At 63.8% G+C, this 16,476-nt stretch carries 12 protein-coding genes and 1 pseudogene; 2 read left to right on the top strand and 11 right to left on the bottom strand.

What is annotated here, in order from left to right; genetic code table 11:
* Positions 1–95: 95 nt before the first annotated feature.
* Positions 96–1,028, bottom strand: coding sequence for a LysR substrate-binding domain-containing protein (locus tag P0D96_RS08750; protein ID WP_408312986.1), 933 nt, complete (start codon positions 1,026–1,028; stop codon positions 96–98).
* A 158-nt stretch (positions 1,029–1,186) separates the two neighbouring features.
* On the opposite strand from P0D96_RS08750, the gene P0D96_RS08745 reads away from it, so the two are divergent.
* Complete coding sequence (locus P0D96_RS08745) at positions 1,187–1,801, top strand: glutathione S-transferase (protein ID WP_408312984.1); 615 nt, start codon at positions 1,187–1,189, stop codon at positions 1,799–1,801.
* A gap of 18 nt (positions 1,802–1,819) precedes the next feature.
* Here the strand turns inward: P0D96_RS08745 and P0D96_RS08740 are convergent, their stop codons facing one another.
* Both P0D96_RS08740 and P0D96_RS08735 read right to left on the bottom strand, forming a co-directional pair.
* Complete coding sequence (locus P0D96_RS08740) at positions 1,820–4,930, bottom strand: sensor domain-containing protein (RefSeq protein ID WP_408312981.1); 3,111 nt, start codon at positions 4,928–4,930, stop codon at positions 1,820–1,822.
* Positions 4,931–5,116: 186 nt separating this feature from the next.
* Positions 5,117–5,593: a nitrate reductase associated protein gene (locus P0D96_RS08735; protein WP_132376060.1), complete on the bottom strand. Its 477-nt coding sequence runs from the start codon at positions 5,591–5,593 to the stop codon at positions 5,117–5,119.
* A gap of 148 nt (positions 5,594–5,741) precedes the next feature.
* Between P0D96_RS08735 and fdhD the strand changes: the two genes are divergently transcribed.
* Positions 5,742–6,581 carry a formate dehydrogenase accessory sulfurtransferase FdhD gene (gene fdhD, locus P0D96_RS08730; RefSeq protein ID WP_132376061.1) on the top strand — a complete coding sequence of 280 codons (840 nt, stop codon included), beginning with the start codon at positions 5,742–5,744 and terminating at the stop codon, positions 6,579–6,581.
* A gap of 51 nt (positions 6,582–6,632) precedes the next feature.
* Here the strand turns inward: fdhD and P0D96_RS08725 are convergent, their stop codons facing one another.
* The 8 genes and pseudogenes from P0D96_RS08725 to nudB form a co-directional block, all read right to left on the bottom strand.
* Positions 6,633–7,403, bottom strand: a complete 771-nt coding sequence (locus P0D96_RS08725) for an enoyl-CoA hydratase (RefSeq protein ID WP_408312978.1) — start codon at positions 7,401–7,403, stop codon at positions 6,633–6,635.
* Positions 7,404–7,545: 142 nt separating this feature from the next.
* Entirely contained in the window at positions 7,546–8,745 is a 1,200-nt protein-coding gene (locus P0D96_RS08720; RefSeq protein ID WP_132376063.1) for an acetyl-CoA C-acyltransferase, read from the bottom strand.
* Positions 8,746–8,821: 76 nt separating this feature from the next.
* Complete coding sequence (locus P0D96_RS08715) at positions 8,822–11,254, bottom strand: 3-hydroxyacyl-CoA dehydrogenase/enoyl-CoA hydratase family protein (RefSeq protein ID WP_132376064.1); 2,433 nt, start codon at positions 11,252–11,254, stop codon at positions 8,822–8,824.
* 138 nt (positions 11,255–11,392) lie between these two features.
* A complete protein-coding gene (locus P0D96_RS08710; RefSeq protein ID WP_408178318.1) occupies positions 11,393–13,180 on the bottom strand; it encodes an acyl-CoA dehydrogenase C-terminal domain-containing protein in 1,788 nt (595 codons plus the stop codon).
* Positions 13,181–13,278: 98 nt separating this feature from the next.
* Positions 13,279–13,878, bottom strand: coding sequence for a TetR/AcrR family transcriptional regulator (locus tag P0D96_RS08705; RefSeq protein ID WP_106282004.1), 600 nt, complete (start codon positions 13,876–13,878; stop codon positions 13,279–13,281).
* A 423-nt stretch (positions 13,879–14,301) separates the two neighbouring features.
* Positions 14,302–14,538: pseudogene (locus P0D96_RS08700) on the bottom strand (tetratricopeptide repeat protein); the annotation flags it as partial.
* A gap of 100 nt (positions 14,539–14,638) precedes the next feature.
* On the bottom strand, positions 14,639–15,898 hold the full coding sequence (gene clsB / locus P0D96_RS08695) for a cardiolipin synthase ClsB (RefSeq protein ID WP_408178317.1): 1,260 nt from the start codon (positions 15,896–15,898) through the stop codon (positions 14,639–14,641).
* Positions 15,895–16,410 (bottom strand): dihydroneopterin triphosphate diphosphatase, encoded by a 516-nt coding sequence (gene nudB / locus P0D96_RS08690; RefSeq protein ID WP_408178346.1) that lies wholly within the window; start codon positions 16,408–16,410, stop codon positions 15,895–15,897. The genes clsB and nudB overlap by 4 nt, the downstream gene beginning before the upstream one ends.
* Positions 16,411–16,476: the final 66 nt, after the last annotated feature.

The raw sequence follows: 16,476 nt of genomic DNA, 5'->3' as shown, positions 1-16,476 counted from the left end.
CGGTGCTTCGTGGTTCCCAGCGCAGTCTGAGTTGGGAATCACGAATATAGCCGACCGAAACGCCCGCGCAAATCGATTACGCGCACGATTCCAGGCTAACCCGCACGATTCGAGACCGCAGGCGCGCCGTTGCTGCGCAGATAAGCGTCGACCTGCCCTTCGATCCACTGCGCGAAATCCGCCTGCGAGGCATTGAGCATTTCGCGTTGCTGCCAGACCAGCCAGTAGGGATAACGGTACGGCACGCGGATATCGGTGATCTGCACCAGCTCGCCACGCGCCAGCGCATAAGCGACCAGGCTGCGCCTTTCGAGCGCGACGCCCTGGCCTTGCAGCACGGCGCCGATCACGATATTCGAGTCGTTCGCCGACAGCACCACGGCACCCTCGGCCGGCTCCGTCACCTGAGCTGCCTGACACCAGTCATGCCACGGCGTATCGGGACTCGAGAGCAGCGGACAGGCCAGCACGTCCTGGGCGGTGACGGGCAAGCGGCCATGCGGCGCCAGCGCGAAATGCGGAGCGGCGACCACCACCATCTCGTCGTCGAACAGTTTCTGTTGCGCGGCGTCGGGCCAATGCCCCTGTCCCATGCGGATGCCGATGTCGCTCGCGCCCTGGCGAAAATCTTCGACCTGCAAGCTCGTCTGCAAGCGGATCCGGTAGTACGGATGCGCGTCGCGAAAACTGGCGAGGCGTGGCACGAGCCAATGCTGTGCGAACGAAGGCAAGGTGGTGATCACCAGTTCGCTTTCGTGTGGGCGCGCCTGCGCGCGGCGCGTCGCATGGGTGATGTCGCGCAGCGCCATGCGGATGTCGAGCGCGTAGAGCCGTCCTTCCTCGGTCAGCCGCAGCCCGCGCGCCTCACGCATGAAGAGCGCGACGCCCATCGAATCTTCCAGCACCTTGATCTGCTGGCTCACCGCCGAGTGCGTGACATGCAACTCGCGCGCGGCCTGCGTGACGCCGCCCAGGCGAGCGACGGCCTCGAAGCAACGCAGTGCGGTCAAGGGCGGGATCGGCTTCATGTAAGAAATTCTGACCTAAATCGTCGTTAATTGTCGCTTTTTTTGCAGTGCGGAGATGCTTAATCTATCGGTTCGATGCGCCCGGCCCCATGTAGGCAGGGGAACCACGGCAACAGCGGGCTCGGGCGTGCCATGATAGATGTTCTAACGGGAATGAGATGAAACTGATCGGAATGCTGGATTCGCCGTACGTACGCCGGGTCGCTATCTGCCTCAAATTGCTGAAGCTCGACTTCGAGCACGAGTCGATCTCGGTGTTCAGCACCTACGACCAGTTCGCGAGAATCAACCCTGTCGTCAAGGCGCCCACGCTGATCGCCGACAACGGCCAGACCGTGATGGACTCGACGGTGATTCTCCAGTACCTCGCCACGCTCGCCGGGCCGAACCAGCGGCTGTTGCCGACGCGGCCCGACGCCGCCTTGCGCGCCGCCCGCCTCACGGGCCTCGCGCTCGCCGCGTGCGAGAAGAGTGTGCAGATCGTCTACGAACGCAATCTGCGGCCGGCGGAGAAGCAGCATGAGCCGTGGGTGGATCGCGTGAGCACGCAGTTGTTCGCCGCTTACGCCGAACTCGAACGCGAACTCGCGGCGGCGGCGCTGCCGATCGAGGCGGACCAGTTCGACGCAGCCGACGTCACCGTGGCGGTCGCCTGGCACTTCACGCAGATGATGCTGCCGGGGATGGTCAGCAAGACGGAGCATCCCTTCCTGCAGTCGTTCTCCGAACTGGCGGAAGGTCTGCCGGTTTTCCTGGACACGCCGGCAGAGTAAGCGCCGCGGCGCGAGCGCTCAAACCGTCGCGAGTTCGCGCCCCACGCCGCCTTGCAGCAACTCGGAAATCGCGTCCGTCGACAACGGCTTCGCGAAGTAGAACCCTTGCATCTCGTCGCACGCGCGCTCTTTCAGGAAGTCGAGTTGCGCGGACGTCTCCACGCCTTCGGCGATCACCTGCAACTTCAGCGAATGCGCGAGCGCGATGATCGCCGAGGTGATCGTCTCGTCGTCGCCCGACACGCCGATGTCGGAGACGAACGAGCGGTCGATCTTCAGCCGATCCACCGGGAAGCGCTTCAGATAGCTGAGGCTCGAATAGCCGGTGCCGAAGTCGTCGATGGCGAGGCCGATGCCGAGCGCATGCAGTTCGTTGAGCATCGATACCGCTTCTTCGGCATTGCGCATGATGGTGCTTTCGGTCAATTCGAGTTCGAGGTACTGCGGCTCGAGGCCGGTCTCGGCCAGCACCTGCATGACCAGCTTGGCGATATCGCGTTGCTGGAACACCCGCGCCGACAGATTCACCGAGACCCGCGCCGGCGGCAAACCCTCGTCCTGCCAGGCCTTGTTCTGGCGGCACGCCTCGCGCAGCACCCACTCCGAGAGCGGCCCGATCAGCCCGCTTTCTTCCGCGACCGGAATGAACGACGACGGCGGCACCAGCCCGACTTCCGGATCACGCCAGCGCACCAGCGCCTCGGTGCCGACGATCTGTCCGCTCTCGATGTCCACCTGCGGCTGGTAGTGCAACAGGAATTCGTTGTCGCGCAAAGCACGGCGCAAACGCCGCTCGAGATTCAGGCGCGTGCCCGCGCTCGCGTTCATCTCCGGCTGATAGAACTGGAACGTGTTGCGGCCCATGTCCTTCGCGCGATACATCGCGAGGTCGGCCTTCTTCATCAGCGTTTCGGCGTCCTCGCCGTCTTGCGGGAACAGGCTCGCGCCCATACTGCAGCCGACATACAGCTCGGTGCCGTCGAGCCACACCGGCTCGGAGATCGACGCGCGCACGCGCTCCATCCACGCGATCAGCGACTGTTCGTCGACGGTGTCGGTCATCACGATCACGAACTCGTCGCCGCCGTGCCGAGCCACCGTGTCGCTGGTACGCGTGCAGCGCGCGAGACGCTCGGCGACCACGCTCAGCAGACGATCGCCCACACTGTGGCCGAGGCTGTCGTTGACGTTCTTGAAGCCGTCCAGATCGATGAACACGACTGCGACGCCCTTGTGATGCCGTTGCGCGACGATCAACGCATGCTGCAAGCGGTCGCGCAGCAAATTGCGGTTCGGCAGGCGCGTGAGGCTGTCGTAGTTGGCCTGGTATTCGAGCTGTTCCTGATAGCGCATCAGATCGGTCACGTCGTTGATCACGCCGATGTGATGCGTGATCACCCCCTCCTGATTAGGCACCGGCGCGATGAAAAGCTGATTCCAGAACAGGGCGCCGTCCTTGCGATAGTTGCGCACCACCGCGCTGACTTCGCGGTTCGCCGCGAGCGCCTGACGGATCAGCGCGACGCCTTCCTGCTCGCGGTCGTCGCGCTGCAGAACGCGGCAATCGTGGCCGATCACCTCGGCGGGGTCATAGCCGGTAATGCGCATGAACGCCGGATTCACGTACTCGATCAGATTGCCGGTCGGCGACGGCGCGGTGATCAGAATCGCGTTGACGCTGGCATCGAGCGCGCGGCTTTGCAGACGCAAGGCAAGATCGGCACGCTTACGCTCGGTGATGTCCGTGTAGGAACCGAGCACGCCGATCACGCGGCCGTCGCCGTCGGTGAACGGCAGCTTGCTCGTGACAGTGGTGCGGTGCACGCCGTCGATCACCAGATCGACTTCGAAGTTCATCTTCGGCACACCGGTGCTCACCACTTCCTTGTCGTGGTCGTTCAGCAGCGTCGAGAAGTCGCGCCACGGCATGTCGGCGTCGCTCTTGCCCACCACCTGCTCGGGATATGCGAGCCCTGCATCGCGCGCGAACGCCATGTTGCAGCCGAGATAGCGCGACTCCATGTCCTTCCAGAAAATGCGCTGCGGAATATTGTCGATCACCGCTTCGAGCATCTGGTTCGAACGGTGCGCTTCGGCTTCAGCGTTGATCTGGTCGGTGACGTCGTCGGCCAGCACGAAGAACGCGGCGCGGCCCATGAAGTTCAGCGCGTGATACGAAATATCGGCGCTGATCGTCGAGCCGTCCTTGCGCCGGTGATGCCAGATGCCCGCCATGGTGCGGCCGTGCTGGCCCGCGTCGCTGCGCTGCATATGCGATTCGAGACGCGAGATTTCGCCGTTCGGCCGGATCGTGCGAATCGTCATGCCGAGAAATTCGCTTTCGGTGTAGCCGTATTGCTGGATCGCGGCCGCGTTGACGGCGAGAAAACGCAGCGTCTCGCGATCGAAGATGTACATCGGCACCGGATGGTCGTCGAACAGGCCGCGAAAGCGTTCGTCGTGGCGGCCGAGCGCGCGCACGGTGCGCAGCTTCTCGCGCGCGCTGTTTTCGCGGGCGCCGAACGTGAAGATCAGCAGCACGCTGCCGCCCAGCATGGTCACGATCAGCAGGAACATGGCCCGCTGCGTTTCGCTCGCCGAGGCCGCGAGCGACGCCTGCAAGGCGCGGCTCTCCGCGCCGCGCAGTGCCGCGAGGCCGTCTTCGACGCGATCCAGGCCGAGCCCGAGATGGGTGTAAGTCGAGGCCGCCCACGCACGCGAGGCGTCCGGCACGGCATTGCCGCTCTGGAGCAGCGCGTCGTCGATGTCGTGTTGCAACGCGTGGCTGTCCGCGATCAGCTTCGCGAGTGCGTCGAGCATGGCGGGCTCGCCGGCCAGTTCACGGCGCAGATCGCGCTCCAGACCCGCGAGCGTCGTCGCCATGGCGGTGGCCGCGCCAGCCGGCGCCGCCTCGCCCGACGCCTCGAAGCGGCCGAGCGCGGCAAGGCCGCCGTCAAGCACCGCCCGGTAGGCGTCGAGATCCTCGCGCACGCTCGTCGAACGCAGCATGCGCGCGTCAGCGTCGCGTTGGCCGCAAATCTGCGTATAAGCGACGAACGCGTTCGCGCCGATCGCCGCGGCAACGACCGCCAGGTTGATCAGCAGCCGCTTCGATAAAAAAGGAGTCATGGGTTCCGAACGTCAATCGTTCTGCGGGCGGGAGCGCGCGGTCGCTTTCGATGCGTCGGGCCGCATCGATACGAGACTCTTTACGCGCCAACCCATGGATAACGGCAGAGTTCGGAACAGATTGAGGGTAGCGAGTGAAAAAAACTGGCGGGTCGCGCCTAGCCGGCCGCGCCTAGCCGGCCGCACCTAGCCGGCCGCGCCGAATTCCTTCATGGCCGGGACGAAGTCGTGATTGGCCTCCGGCTTGCGCGACAGCTTGGCGAGCACGTAGCGCTTGAACGGCTCCAGTTCGGCCCACTGGGCGACGCCCGGTGCGGCGAGACCAGCCAGTTGCGCCTGATGCGCGATGCCGTCCGGCACACTGTCCGTGCGGCGCCAGGCGGGCGCGTCCTCGGGCGTGAACCACTCCGGCTCGATGTTCGCGTGGGTACGCAGCATTTCGAACAGGGCATGATCGAAATTCGGCTCGATCTCCGCGTCTTCCTCGACCGGGAAACGCGCCAGCAGCTTGCGGTCTTCGAGCGGCAGCGTTTGCCATTGATCGAGCGAGATGCGCAGCCCGAACCGGTCGAGATTGAAGCGTACCGACATCGGGATGTAGGTGAAATTCTCCGAAGACTCGACCTCGAAGTTGAACAGAAGCGGTGCTTCGTTGAGTCCCATGACAATGTCCCTCGTGGATGGCGGGCAACACGCAAGCCCAGCTTGGGGTATTTTAGAACCTTATTCGCGCGACGGCGGCATGGCCGGCGGCAACATACGGGCCGCCAACCGCCCACACGCGCGCAGCATGGCAAAGGAGTGAACTAGCTTGAACGAACTGGAAACAGCCGGGCAGCCGGGCGCCGTGGAGCGCCAGGTGCGCCGGCACCGCGGCGCGGCGGTCGAAACCGTCACCGACCACGTCGGTCAGGAGTGGCCGGTCGCGCTCGTCTTCAACGGCATTTCGCACGCGGTGATGATGTGCACGCCGCGCGATCTGGAGGCGTTCGCGGTCGGATTCGCGATTTCAGAAGGGATCGTGGGGCGCGGCAGCGACATTCAGGACATCGAGGTCGAGTTGCATGATGACGGCGAATTGCCGCATGCCGAAGTGCAGTTACAGGTGGTGCAGCAGGCGTTCGTCGCGTTGAAGGAAAAGCGTCGCGCGCTCGCCGGGCGCACCGGCTGCGGCGTGTGCGGCATCGAAAGCATCGATCTGCTGGATCTGGAACCGGAGCGCGTGCCGGACACCGGTTTTCTGCAACGGCTCGCGCCGGACGCGATCGCGCGCGCCGCCCGCGAATTGCCTGAGCATCAGGCGCTGACGCGGCTGACCGGCGGCCTGCACGCCGCCGCGTGGTGCGACGCGGCGGGCGCGATCCGCTATGCGTTCGAAGACGTCGGCCGCCACAATGCGCTCGATAAGCTGATCGGCCAACTCGTGCTCGATCGCGTCGATACCAGGGAAGGCTTTGTGTTTCTGTCGAGCCGCGCCAGCTACGAGCTGGTGCGCAAGGCCGCGCGCGTCGACGTGCCGATGGTCGCCACGATCTCGGCGCCGTCGTCGCTGGCGATTGCGATTGCCCGCAAGGCGGGCGTGCGGCTGGTGAGCTTCTGCCGCGAGAAAAGCTACGTCGACTACGATACGTTGCAGCCGGCGCAGCCTTGAGCGGTTGAAGCGGCTGCATACCTGAGCGCCCGACGCGCTCAGGCACGGCACTCAGTCGAATTGCCGGAAGTCCGGCTTGCGCTTCTCGAAGAACGCCTTGAACGCCTCGCGTGCTTCGGGCGCGAGCAGCATCTTGCCGAAATGCACGGCTTCTTCGGACATCTGCGTTCGCAGTTCCTGATGGCTCGCGCGCTTCATCAAACTTTTCGTCACGCGCAGCGACGAAGCCGGCAACGCAGCCAGCTTCGCGACTTGCGAAGCAGCGAACGCGTCGACTTCGGCCGCGGGCAGCAGGCGATTCACGAAACCCATGCGCAGCGCTTCGGCGGCGTCGAATGCTTCGCCGAGCAGCAGTTTCTCCGCCGCCGCCTGGTAGCCGGCCACGCGCTGCAACAGCAGGCTCGACGCCGCTTCCGGACAGAGGCCGAGTTGCGTGAACGGCAGCGAGAAGCTCGCGGTGTCGGCCGCGTAGACCAGGTCGCAATGCAGCAACAAGGTCGTACCGATGCCGACCGCCGGCCCCGCCACCGACACCACCACCGGCTGCTCCGCCGAGCTGATCGCGCGCAGGAACTGGAACACCGGTGCGTTTTCGCCCATCGGCGGCGTCTTCATGAAATCTTCGAGATCGTTGCCGGCGCTGAAAATACCCGCGCTGCCGCGAATCAGGATGGCGCGCACGGACGCGTCGCCTTGCGCTTCGACCAGCGCGTCCGCCATCGTCTGGTACATCGCGGCCGTAATCGCGTTTTTCCTGTCGGGCCGGTTGAAGGCAATCGTCAGCACGCCGTTGGCGCGCTCGACCAGGATATCCATCGTCATCTCCTCGTACTCCTGCTGAAAATGTAAAAACGGTTCGCAAGCTGGGTGGCCTGCGAACCGTTCCGCGGTTCTTAGCGGGTCGCCCTTGGGCTTCCCTCTGGAACCGAAGCGACCACCGGAGTGAACGCCGGGGTGAACATGCTTACAGGCGCTCGATGATGCCCGCCGCGCCCATGCCCGTGCCGACGCACATGGTCACCATGCCGTACTTGTAGTTACGGCGGCGCAAGCCATGCACCACGGTCGACGCACGAATCGCGCCCGTCGCACCCAGCGGATGGCCGAGGGCGATCGCGCCGCCGAGCGGGTTGATTTTCGCCGGATCGAGACCGAGGTCCTGAATCACCGCCAGCGATTGCGCGGCGAATGCCTCGTTCAGCTCGATCCAGTCCAGGTCGTCGATCTTCAGGCCGGCGGCCTTCAGTGCGGCCGGAATCGCTTCCTTCGGACCGATGCCCATGATTTCCGGCGGCACGCCGCGCACGGCGAAGCTGACGAAACGCGCGAGCGGCGTCAGGTTGAATTCCTTCAGCATTTTTTCCGACACCACGATCAACGCGCCCGCGCCGTCCGACGTCTGCGAGCTGTTGCCCGCCGTCACCGAACCCTTGTTGGCGAACACCGCGCGCAGCTTGGCCAGACCTTCGAGCGACGTTTCCGCGCGCGGACCTTCGTCGAGCGACACTTCGCGGGTCTTCACGCGGACTTCGCCGGTGGCGAGATCCGGGAAGCGCTCGGTGATCGTGTAGGCGGCGATTTCGTCGTTGAACTCGCCGGCTTGCTGCGCGGCGATCGCACGGCGGTGCGATTCGACCGAGAACGCGTCTTGCGCCTCGCGGCTGATCTTCCAGCGCTCGGCGACTTTCTCCGCTGTCAGGCCCATGCCGTAGGCAATGCCAATGTCTTCATTGCGATCGAAGATATGCGGCGACATGGACGGCTTGTTGCCCATCATCGGCACCATGCTCATCGACTCGCAGCCGCCCGCGATCATTGCGTCCGACTCGCCGACGCGGATACGGTCGGCAGCCATGGCGAGCGCGGTCAGGCCCGATGCGCAGAAGCGGTTCACCGTCACGCCGCCGACGCTATTCGGCAGACCGGCCAGCAGCGCGCCCATGCGCGCGACGTTCAGCCCTTGTTCCGCTTCCGGAATCGCACAGCCGATGATCGCGTCTTCGATCACCTTCGTGTCGAGGCCGGGCACTTGCGCCACGGCTGACTTGATCGCGTGCACCAGCAGTTCGTCCGGGCGCGTGTTCTTGAACATCCCGCGCGGCGCCTTGCCGATCGGCGTACGGCTCGCGGCGACGATGTATGCGTCTTGCAATTGCTTTGCCATTTGAAGCTCCTTTGTCGACCAGAGTTAGCGCTTTAGCGCTTACTCTGGTCCCATGCAGTCTTATCGCGTTGGTCGCTTAGTTACGCACTGGCTTGCCGGTTTGCAGCATGCCCATGATCCGTTCCTGTGTCTTTTGCGTGCCGAGCAGATCGACGAACGCACGACGCTCGAGTTGCAGCAGCCATTCTTCATCGACCAGACTGCCCGCCTCCACGTCACCGCCGCACACCGCTTCCGCGATACGGCTCGCGATCAGGAAATCGTGCTCGCTGATGAAACGGCCGTCGCGCATATTGACGAGCGACGCCTTGATGGTCGCGATCGCCGAACGGCCGGCCACCGGCACCTGCGTCACACGCAGCGGCGGACGATAACCCGACGCAGACAACGCGCGCGCTTCCTTCTTCGCGACGTCGAGCAGTTCGAACACGTTGAAGACGATCGTGTCGGACGGCTTCAGGTAGCCCATCGCGCGGGCGTCGAGCGCGGAGGCCGAGACCTTCGCCATCGCCGCGTTTTCGAACGACTTCTGCACGAACTTGAGCAGGTCGTTGGTCGCGCCCACTTGCGTCGCGGCTTCCGCCGCGCGCAATGCCGCTTCCTTCAGGCCGCCGCCCGCGGGCACGAGACCCACGCCGACTTCCACCAGACCGAGATAGCTTTCGATGTGCGCGACCCGCTTCGCGCTATGCAGCGCCAGCTCGCAGCCGCCACCGAGCGCGATACCCGACACGGCCGAGATGACCGGCACGCTCGCGTACTTCACGCGCAGCATGCCTTGCTGGAATTTCTTCACGAATGGCTCGATGCCCTTCGCGCCGCCCATCATGAACGCCGGCATTGCCTCTTCGAGGTTGGCGCCCGCGGAGAACGGGCCGCCCGGCGTGCCGAGTTTCAGCGACGTCGGCTGCCACACCACGAGACCCTTGTAGTCTTTTTCGGCCAGTTCGATCGCCTGCGTCAGACCGTCGATCACCGACGGTCCGATCGTGTTCATCTTGCTCTTGAACGACACGATCAGCACGTCGTTCTCGCCGGCGCGATCGTCGACCCAGGCGCGCACGGCGTCGGTTTCGAACAACGTCTTGCCGTAGGTCTTCGGATCAGCGGTTTCGCCGACCAGCGGTGCACGGAACACCTGCTTGTCGTAGACCGACAGCGACGAGCGCGGCACGAAGGTCTTCGAAGCCGGCGACCACGAACCTTCGTTCGTATGCACGCCGCCCTGCTCGGCCACTGGACCTTCCAGCACCCACGACGGCAGCGGCACGTTCGAGAGCGCCTTGCCGGCCGCGATATCTTCCTGCACCCATTCGGCGACCTGCTTCCAGCCGGCCGTCTGCCAGCCTTCGAAGGGACCTTCGTTCCAGCCGAAGCCCCAGCGGATCGCCAGATCGACATCGCGCGCGTTGTCGGCGATCGATTCCAGATGCACGCCGATGTAGTGATACACGTCGCGGAAAATCGCCCACAGGAACTGAGCCTGCGGATGCTGCGATTCGCGCAGCAGCTTCAGACGTTCCGCCGGCGGGCGCTTCAGAATGCGGCCGACCAGTTCGTCCGCCTTCGCGCCGCCGTCGACGTACTCACCCGTCTTCGGGTCGAGCACCTTGATCGCCTTGCCTTCCTTCTTGTAGAAGCCGCCGCCGGTCTTCTGACCCAGCGCGCCCTTCTTCACGAGTTCGGCCAGCACGGCCGGCGTTTCGTAGACCGGGAAGAACGGGTCGTCCTTCAGCGTGTCCTGCATCGTCTTGATGACGTGCGCCATCGTGTCCAGACCGACCACGTCGGCGGTACGGAACGTGGCCGACTTCGCGCGGCCCAGACGCGCTCCCGTCAGGTCGTCCACTTCGTCGAAACGCAGGCCGAATTTGGCGGCTTCGGTCACGACGGCGAGGATCGAGAAAATCCCGACGCGATTGGCGATGAAGTTCGGCGTGTCTTTCGCGCGCACGACGCCCTTGCCGACCACGCTGGTCAGGAACGACTCGAGTTGATCGAGGATTTCCGGGCGCGTGGTCGCGGTCGGGATCAGTTCGACCAGGTGCATGTAGCGCGGCGGATTGAAGAAGTGCACGCCGCAGAAGCGCGCCTTCAGTTCATCCGAGAAGCCATCGGAGAGCGCGGTGATCGACAGACCCGACGTGTTGGTCGCGAAAATCGCGTTCGGCGCGAGATGCGGCGCGACCTTCTTGTACAGGTCGTGCTTCCAGTCCATGCGTTCGGCGATCGCTTCGATCACGAGGTCGCATTCGGCGAGCTTTTCGATGTCGTCGTCGTAGTTCGCGGGCTGGATGTATTGCGCGTCGTCCTTCACGCCGAAGGGCGCCGGCGACAACTTCTTCAGATTCTCGATCGCCTTCAGCGCGATCGCGTTCTTCGGGCCTTCTTTTGCAGGCAGATCGAACAGCAGCACGGGCACCTTGGCGTTGATCAGGTGCGCGGCGATCTGCGCGCCCATCACGCCGGCGCCGAGCACGGCTACCTTGCGAATGATCAGATTGCTCACGTCGTTCCTCCGGGGAGTTATGCGATGTCGCGAAGCTTCATGGGACACTTCGCGATGTGTGGCTGACGGGAGGCGCCGCGGGTTCGACACGCGCGGCGCCTGCCTTGATGTGTTTGCCTGGCGCTTGAAAACAGCGGCTTAGAACAGTGCTTCTTCGAGGTCCATCATCGACTTCGAGCCGGCGCGTGCCTGACGGATCGTCATCGCCGTTTCCGGCAGCAGCTTGGCGAAGTAGAAGCGAGCCGTGGCGAGCTTCGCCTTGTAGAACGGATCGCCTGAGGCTTCCTTGTCGAGCGCGACGCGTGCCATGCGGGCCCAGAAATAAGAGAACACCAGATGGCCGACGGTGCGCAGATACGGCACGGCGGCGGCGCCCACTTCGTCCGGGTTCTGCATGGCCTTCATGCCGATTTCCATCGTCAGCTTCTGCACCTTTTCACCGATGTCGGCGAGCGGGTTGATGAACTCCTGCATTTCCGGCTTCACGCCTTCCGCTTCGACGAAATCCGACACCAGCTTGCCGAACTTCTTCATCTTCGCGCCCATGTCGCCGAGGATCTTGCGGCCGAGCAGGTCGAGCGCCTGGATCGCGTTGGTGCCTTCGTAGATCATGTTGATGCGCGCGTCGCGCACGTACTGCTCCATGCCCCACTCGGCGATAAAGCCGTGGCCGCCGTAGATCTGCATGGCGTGGTTGGTGCTCTCGAACGCGTTGTCCGACAGGAACGCCTTCAGGATCGGCGTGAGCAGCGCGACGAGGTCGGCGGCTTCCTTGCGCACTGATTCGTCAGCGTGCGACAGTTCCTTGTCGATATGCAGCGCGGACCAGTACGAGAAGGCGCGCGCGGCTTCGGCGTAGGCCTTCTGCGTGAGCAGCATGCGGCGCACGTCCGGGTGCACGATGATCGGGTCGGCCGCCTTTTCGGGCGCCTTCGGGCCGGTCAGCGAACGCATTTGCAGACGCTCTTTCGCGTACGTCAGCGAGTTCTGGTAACCGATTTCGGTCAGGCCGAGGCTCTGCATGCCGACGCCCAGGCGCGCGGCGTTCATCATCACGAACATCGCGTTCAAGCCCTTGTTCGGCTCGCCGACGAGCCAGCCCTTGGCGTTGTCGAGATTGATCACGCAGGTGGCGTTGCCGTGAATGCCCATCTTGTGTTCGATGGAGCCGCACTTCACGCCGTTGCGCTCACCCGGTTCGCCCGCATCGTTGGGCACGAACTTCGGCACGATGAAAAGCGAAATGCCCTTGGTGCCCTTGGGCGCATCCGGCAGACGCGCGAGCACCAGGTGAACGATGTTCTCCGCGAGATCGTGTTCGCCGCTGGAGATGAAGATCTTCGTGCCGCTGATCGCGTAGGAGCCGTCGCTGTTCGGCTCGGCCTTGGTGCGCAGAATGCCGAGGTCGGTGCCGCAATGCGGCTCGGTCAGACACATCGTGCCGGTCCAGACGCCCGCGACCAGCTTCGGCAAATAGCGCTGTTGCAGCTCCGGCGTGCCGTGCGCGTGCAGACATTCGTACGCGCCGTGCGAGAGGCCCGGGTACATGGTCCACGCCTGATTCGCCGAGTTCAGCATTTCATACAGCGCGTTGTTGACGAACGCGGGCAGGCCCTGGCCGCCATATGCCGGATCGCAACCCAGTGCGGGCCAGCCGGCTTCGACGTATTGTTTGTAGGCTTCCTTGAAGCCCTTCGGCGTGGTCACGACGCCGTCGCCGGCGTACGTGCAGCCTTCCTGATCGCCGCTGTGGTTGAGCGGGAACAGTACTTCCGAGCAGAACTTGCCGGCTTCCTCGAGCACCGCATTGATCGTGTCGGCATCGAGATCCGCGTGCTTCGGCATCTGCTTGATTTCGGCTTCGACGTTAAGCAGTTCGTGCAACACGAATTGCATGTCGCGCAGCGGCGCGGCGTACTGTCCCATGACTCTCTCCCAAGTTTGACAAGAAGCCAGGCCGTTAGCCGAGTCCGTGGATCGGAGCTTTCTGCGCCGCTGAATCCGCCTGATTGGCGGCGGCGCTGCTAACGGCTTTCGCTTTGATACGAAACAATCAATTTTTCCAGCGCGGCCCACGTGAGACGCACCGCATCCGGCAAGTGCAGGAAGCGCGCGTCGTGATGCAGACCGAGCGTGAAGCTGTACAGTTCGAACAGCATCAGTTGCGGATCGGTGTCGGCACGCAGATGCCCTTCTTCCATTGCCTGCGAAATCGCGCGCGTGAGCGCCGCACGCCAGACCGTCACGCTCGACACCAGTTGCTCACGCACCGGGTTATCCGCGCGGTCGTCGTATTCGACGGCGCCGCTGATGTAGATGCAACCGGTGGTGACTTCCTGAATGCGTTTCTCGATCCAGCGGGAAATCATCGCGCGCAAGCGCGGCAATCCACGAGGCTCGCGCAAACTCGGGAAAAACACCTCGTCTTCGAAACGACGGTGATATTCGCGCACGACTTCGACCTGCAAGTCCTCGCGCGACCCGAAATGCGCGAACACCCCGCTTTTGCTCATCTGCATGCGCTCAGCCAGCAGCCCGATCGTCAGACCTTCCAGTCCGTCGCGGCTTGCCAGATCAAGTGCTGCGTCGAGAATTGCGGCTCGCGTCTGTTCGCCTTTTCGCATAGCTTTTTACCGTTCTAATGTGACCGAAAGAAAAATCGAACGGCCGTACTATTATTGAGTGCCGCCGTCCGCGAAACAAGGACTTTATTAGAAACCGGTTTCTAACCTGGTTTCAATTCTGCGGCATCCGTCAATCAGAGGAAGGAGATTTTTTAGAGGCGTTTGCCTGAAGTTTGCCTTGAGACAGGGGTTGCCCGCCTAAGTGCACGCTTTCTTCTGATTAACGCAGCCGGCCGACATGATGCAGCAAGTCGGTGCGAATGCAGAAGCGTTTGACGTATCGCGGCTATTGGAAGGACGACGCGGTGCTGGGATTGCCGGGTGGAATGGCCGTCGATAGTTTCGTTAGACGCAGGCCGGACGTGGCGTTGCCGCCGTGTCAGGCCTGCTCGATCGGAACATGGAGGAGGAAAGAAGATCGCGTCAGGACGCGTTGTCGTGCGCTGGGAAAGTTTGCGTAAGCGCCGCGGCAGCCCGCGTCAGCACATCGTTCCGGTCACCACGCCGCATCTGGGTGAAAAGACGCAATCCGGGATACCACGGGCTGTCGTCCCGGCCATACAGCCAGCGCCAGCTTCCCGCGAAACGGTTGAGCAGCTAGACCGGGGCTTTACCCATCGCCGCGGCAAGATGGGCCGCCGACGTATCGACGGCGATCACTGCGGCCCGCCGTCCTTCGATGCAAAGCAAAGCGGCCCAGGCATTGCGTTCGAGCCGCTTCGTGCCTACCAGGCGTTGGTCGCAAACGCATTGCCGCGAGTCAGTCGTACCCACCCACCGTCAGCAACTTCATCACGGCCCGGTAGGTCGTGTAGGCGAGCCAGTTGAGCGCGCGCTCACCAGCCGGCCGGGCGTCGTAGCGCGCTTCGTCGATACGGCGCGAGTCCTTGAAGGCGACGAGGATCGCTTCACGCAACGCGTCGATCGACGGGTCGTTCACCAGCACCACATTGGCTTCGTTGTTGAGCATCAGGCTCAGTGCGTCGAGGTTCGACGAGCCGACCGTCGCCCAGTTCGAATCCACCACCGCGACCTTGCCGTGCAGCAGCGTTTTCTCGTACTCGGCGATCTGCACGCCGGCCTTGAGCAACGCGCGATAGAGAAACGGCACCGCGTAATCGAGCGCCTTGAATTCCTTGCGCCCGATGATGAGCTTCACCACCACACCGCGTCGCGCCGCGAACACCAGCGCGCGCCGCAGCTTGCGCCCCGGCATGAAATACGGATTGGCGAGCAGCACTTCGTTGCGCGCCTGGCCGATCGCCGCCAGATACGCTTTCTCGATAGCGCGCCGGTTGATCAGGTTGTCACGCGCGACAAACGCTACACAGGGCTGGCCGCCCGCCCACAATTCTTCATTGCGACGCCGGCGCCTGCGCCGCAGGCTGCCGAGCGAGGCCGTGGTCTTCGGCCCGAGGTCCGGCTCCATGGACTCGATCGGCCGATGCCCAAGTCGAATCCGCCGCCACTGCACCTCGAACGCCTGGCGGATATCGGCGACCACCGGCCCGTGCAATTCGACCGCGAAGTCCCAGCGCCGGTACGGCAGCTTCTCGCCATTGTTCTCGTAATCGTCGACGATATTGATCCCGCCGCAGTACGCGAACTGATCGTCGATCACCGCCAGTTTGCGATGCGTGCGCGAGAAGCCGAAGCGGCCGAACAGGTGCGGGTTGTAGATGCGATGGTCGATGCCAGCGACGGGCCACTCGTTGAACATCGGCAAACGCTCGGTGCCGATGCCGTCGGTGATCGCGCGCACCTTGACGCCGCGCGCGGCGGCGCGCAGCAACGCGGCGCTGACCGCCTGCCCGGCGTTGTCGTAGCAGAAGATATACGTTTCGAGCACCACGTCGCTCTGCGCGGCATCCACACGCGCGATCAGCGCGCTGAAGAACTCATCGCCGGAACGCAGCAGCTTGACGTCGTTGCCGCTGGTGAATCGGTAACGCTGCCAATAGCGGCGGCCGAGCAGCGATTGCCGCAGTCGGGCGAAGCGGCGCGCGCCGCCGACGCTCACCGGCCACGCTCCGTGGGATGCCCAACGTCAGCACGCCCACTGAACCGCTCATGCAGCCTTTTAGGCAACTGCAGGATCGCATCGGCATTCGACGACGAAAAGCAGCGCGACGCCGCCTCGTCATACGGCAGCCACAGAAACGCGGTGTGCTCGCGCGGCGCCAGCGTGACCTCGAGTTGCTCCGGCACTTGCAGGCTGAACCAGTGCTCGGTGTTGTGGATCACGCCTTCGGCATAGCGATAGCGGAACTCCGGGTAGATCTCGTATTCGATCGAATATTGCCAATCGAACAACGCGCTATGCGGCACTTGCGCGCTGCCCACCACGATGCCGGTCTCTTCGCCGACCTCGCGCGTCGCCGTCTCGACGAGCGGCTCATCGAGCCGGTCTTTGGAACCTGTGACCGACTGCCAGAAACCGGCGTGATCGGCGCGCTCGATCAGCAGCACGTCGAGCGCGGGCGTATGGATGATGACGAGTACGGATTGCGGAATCTTCGGCGGTTTCGGCATGGCGTGAAAACTGGGCGCAACGCTTGCGCGGTACATGTCGGAGATTGGTCCAGGAAACGGTCGAAC

This window comes from Paraburkholderia sp. RL17-347-BIC-D (assembly GCF_046027915.1).
Classification (GTDB): Bacteria; Pseudomonadota; Gammaproteobacteria; order Burkholderiales; family Burkholderiaceae; genus Paraburkholderia.
This window is presented reverse-complemented; position numbering and strand designations above follow the sequence as displayed.

Coding starts and splice junctions, on each gene's coding strand:
- P0D96_RS08750 (WP_408312986.1), bottom strand. CDS start 1,028: ATGAAGCCGATCCCGCCCTTGACCGCACTGCGTTGCTTCGAGGCCGTC.
- P0D96_RS08745 (WP_408312984.1), top strand. CDS start 1,187: ATGAAACTGATCGGAATGCTGGATTCGCCGTACGTACGCCGGGTCGCT.
- P0D96_RS08740 (WP_408312981.1), bottom strand. CDS start 4,930: ATGACTCCTTTTTTATCGAAGCGGCTGCTGATCAACCTGGCGGTCGTT.
- P0D96_RS08735 (WP_132376060.1), bottom strand. CDS start 5,593: ATGGGACTCAACGAAGCACCGCTTCTGTTCAACTTCGAGGTCGAGTCT.
- P0D96_RS08725 (WP_408312978.1), bottom strand. CDS start 7,403: ATGACGATGGATATCCTGGTCGAGCGCGCCAACGGCGTGCTGACGATT.
- P0D96_RS08720 (WP_132376063.1), bottom strand. CDS start 8,745: ATGGCAAAGCAATTGCAAGACGCATACATCGTCGCCGCGAGCCGTACG.
- P0D96_RS08710 (WP_408178318.1), bottom strand. CDS start 13,180: ATGGGACAGTACGCCGCGCCGCTGCGCGACATGCAATTCGTGTTGCAC.
- P0D96_RS08705 (WP_106282004.1), bottom strand. CDS start 13,878: ATGCGAAAAGGCGAACAGACGCGAGCCGCAATTCTCGACGCAGCACTT.
- nudB (WP_408178346.1), bottom strand. CDS start 16,410: ATGCCGAAACCGCCGAAGATTCCGCAATCCGTACTCGTCATCATCCAT.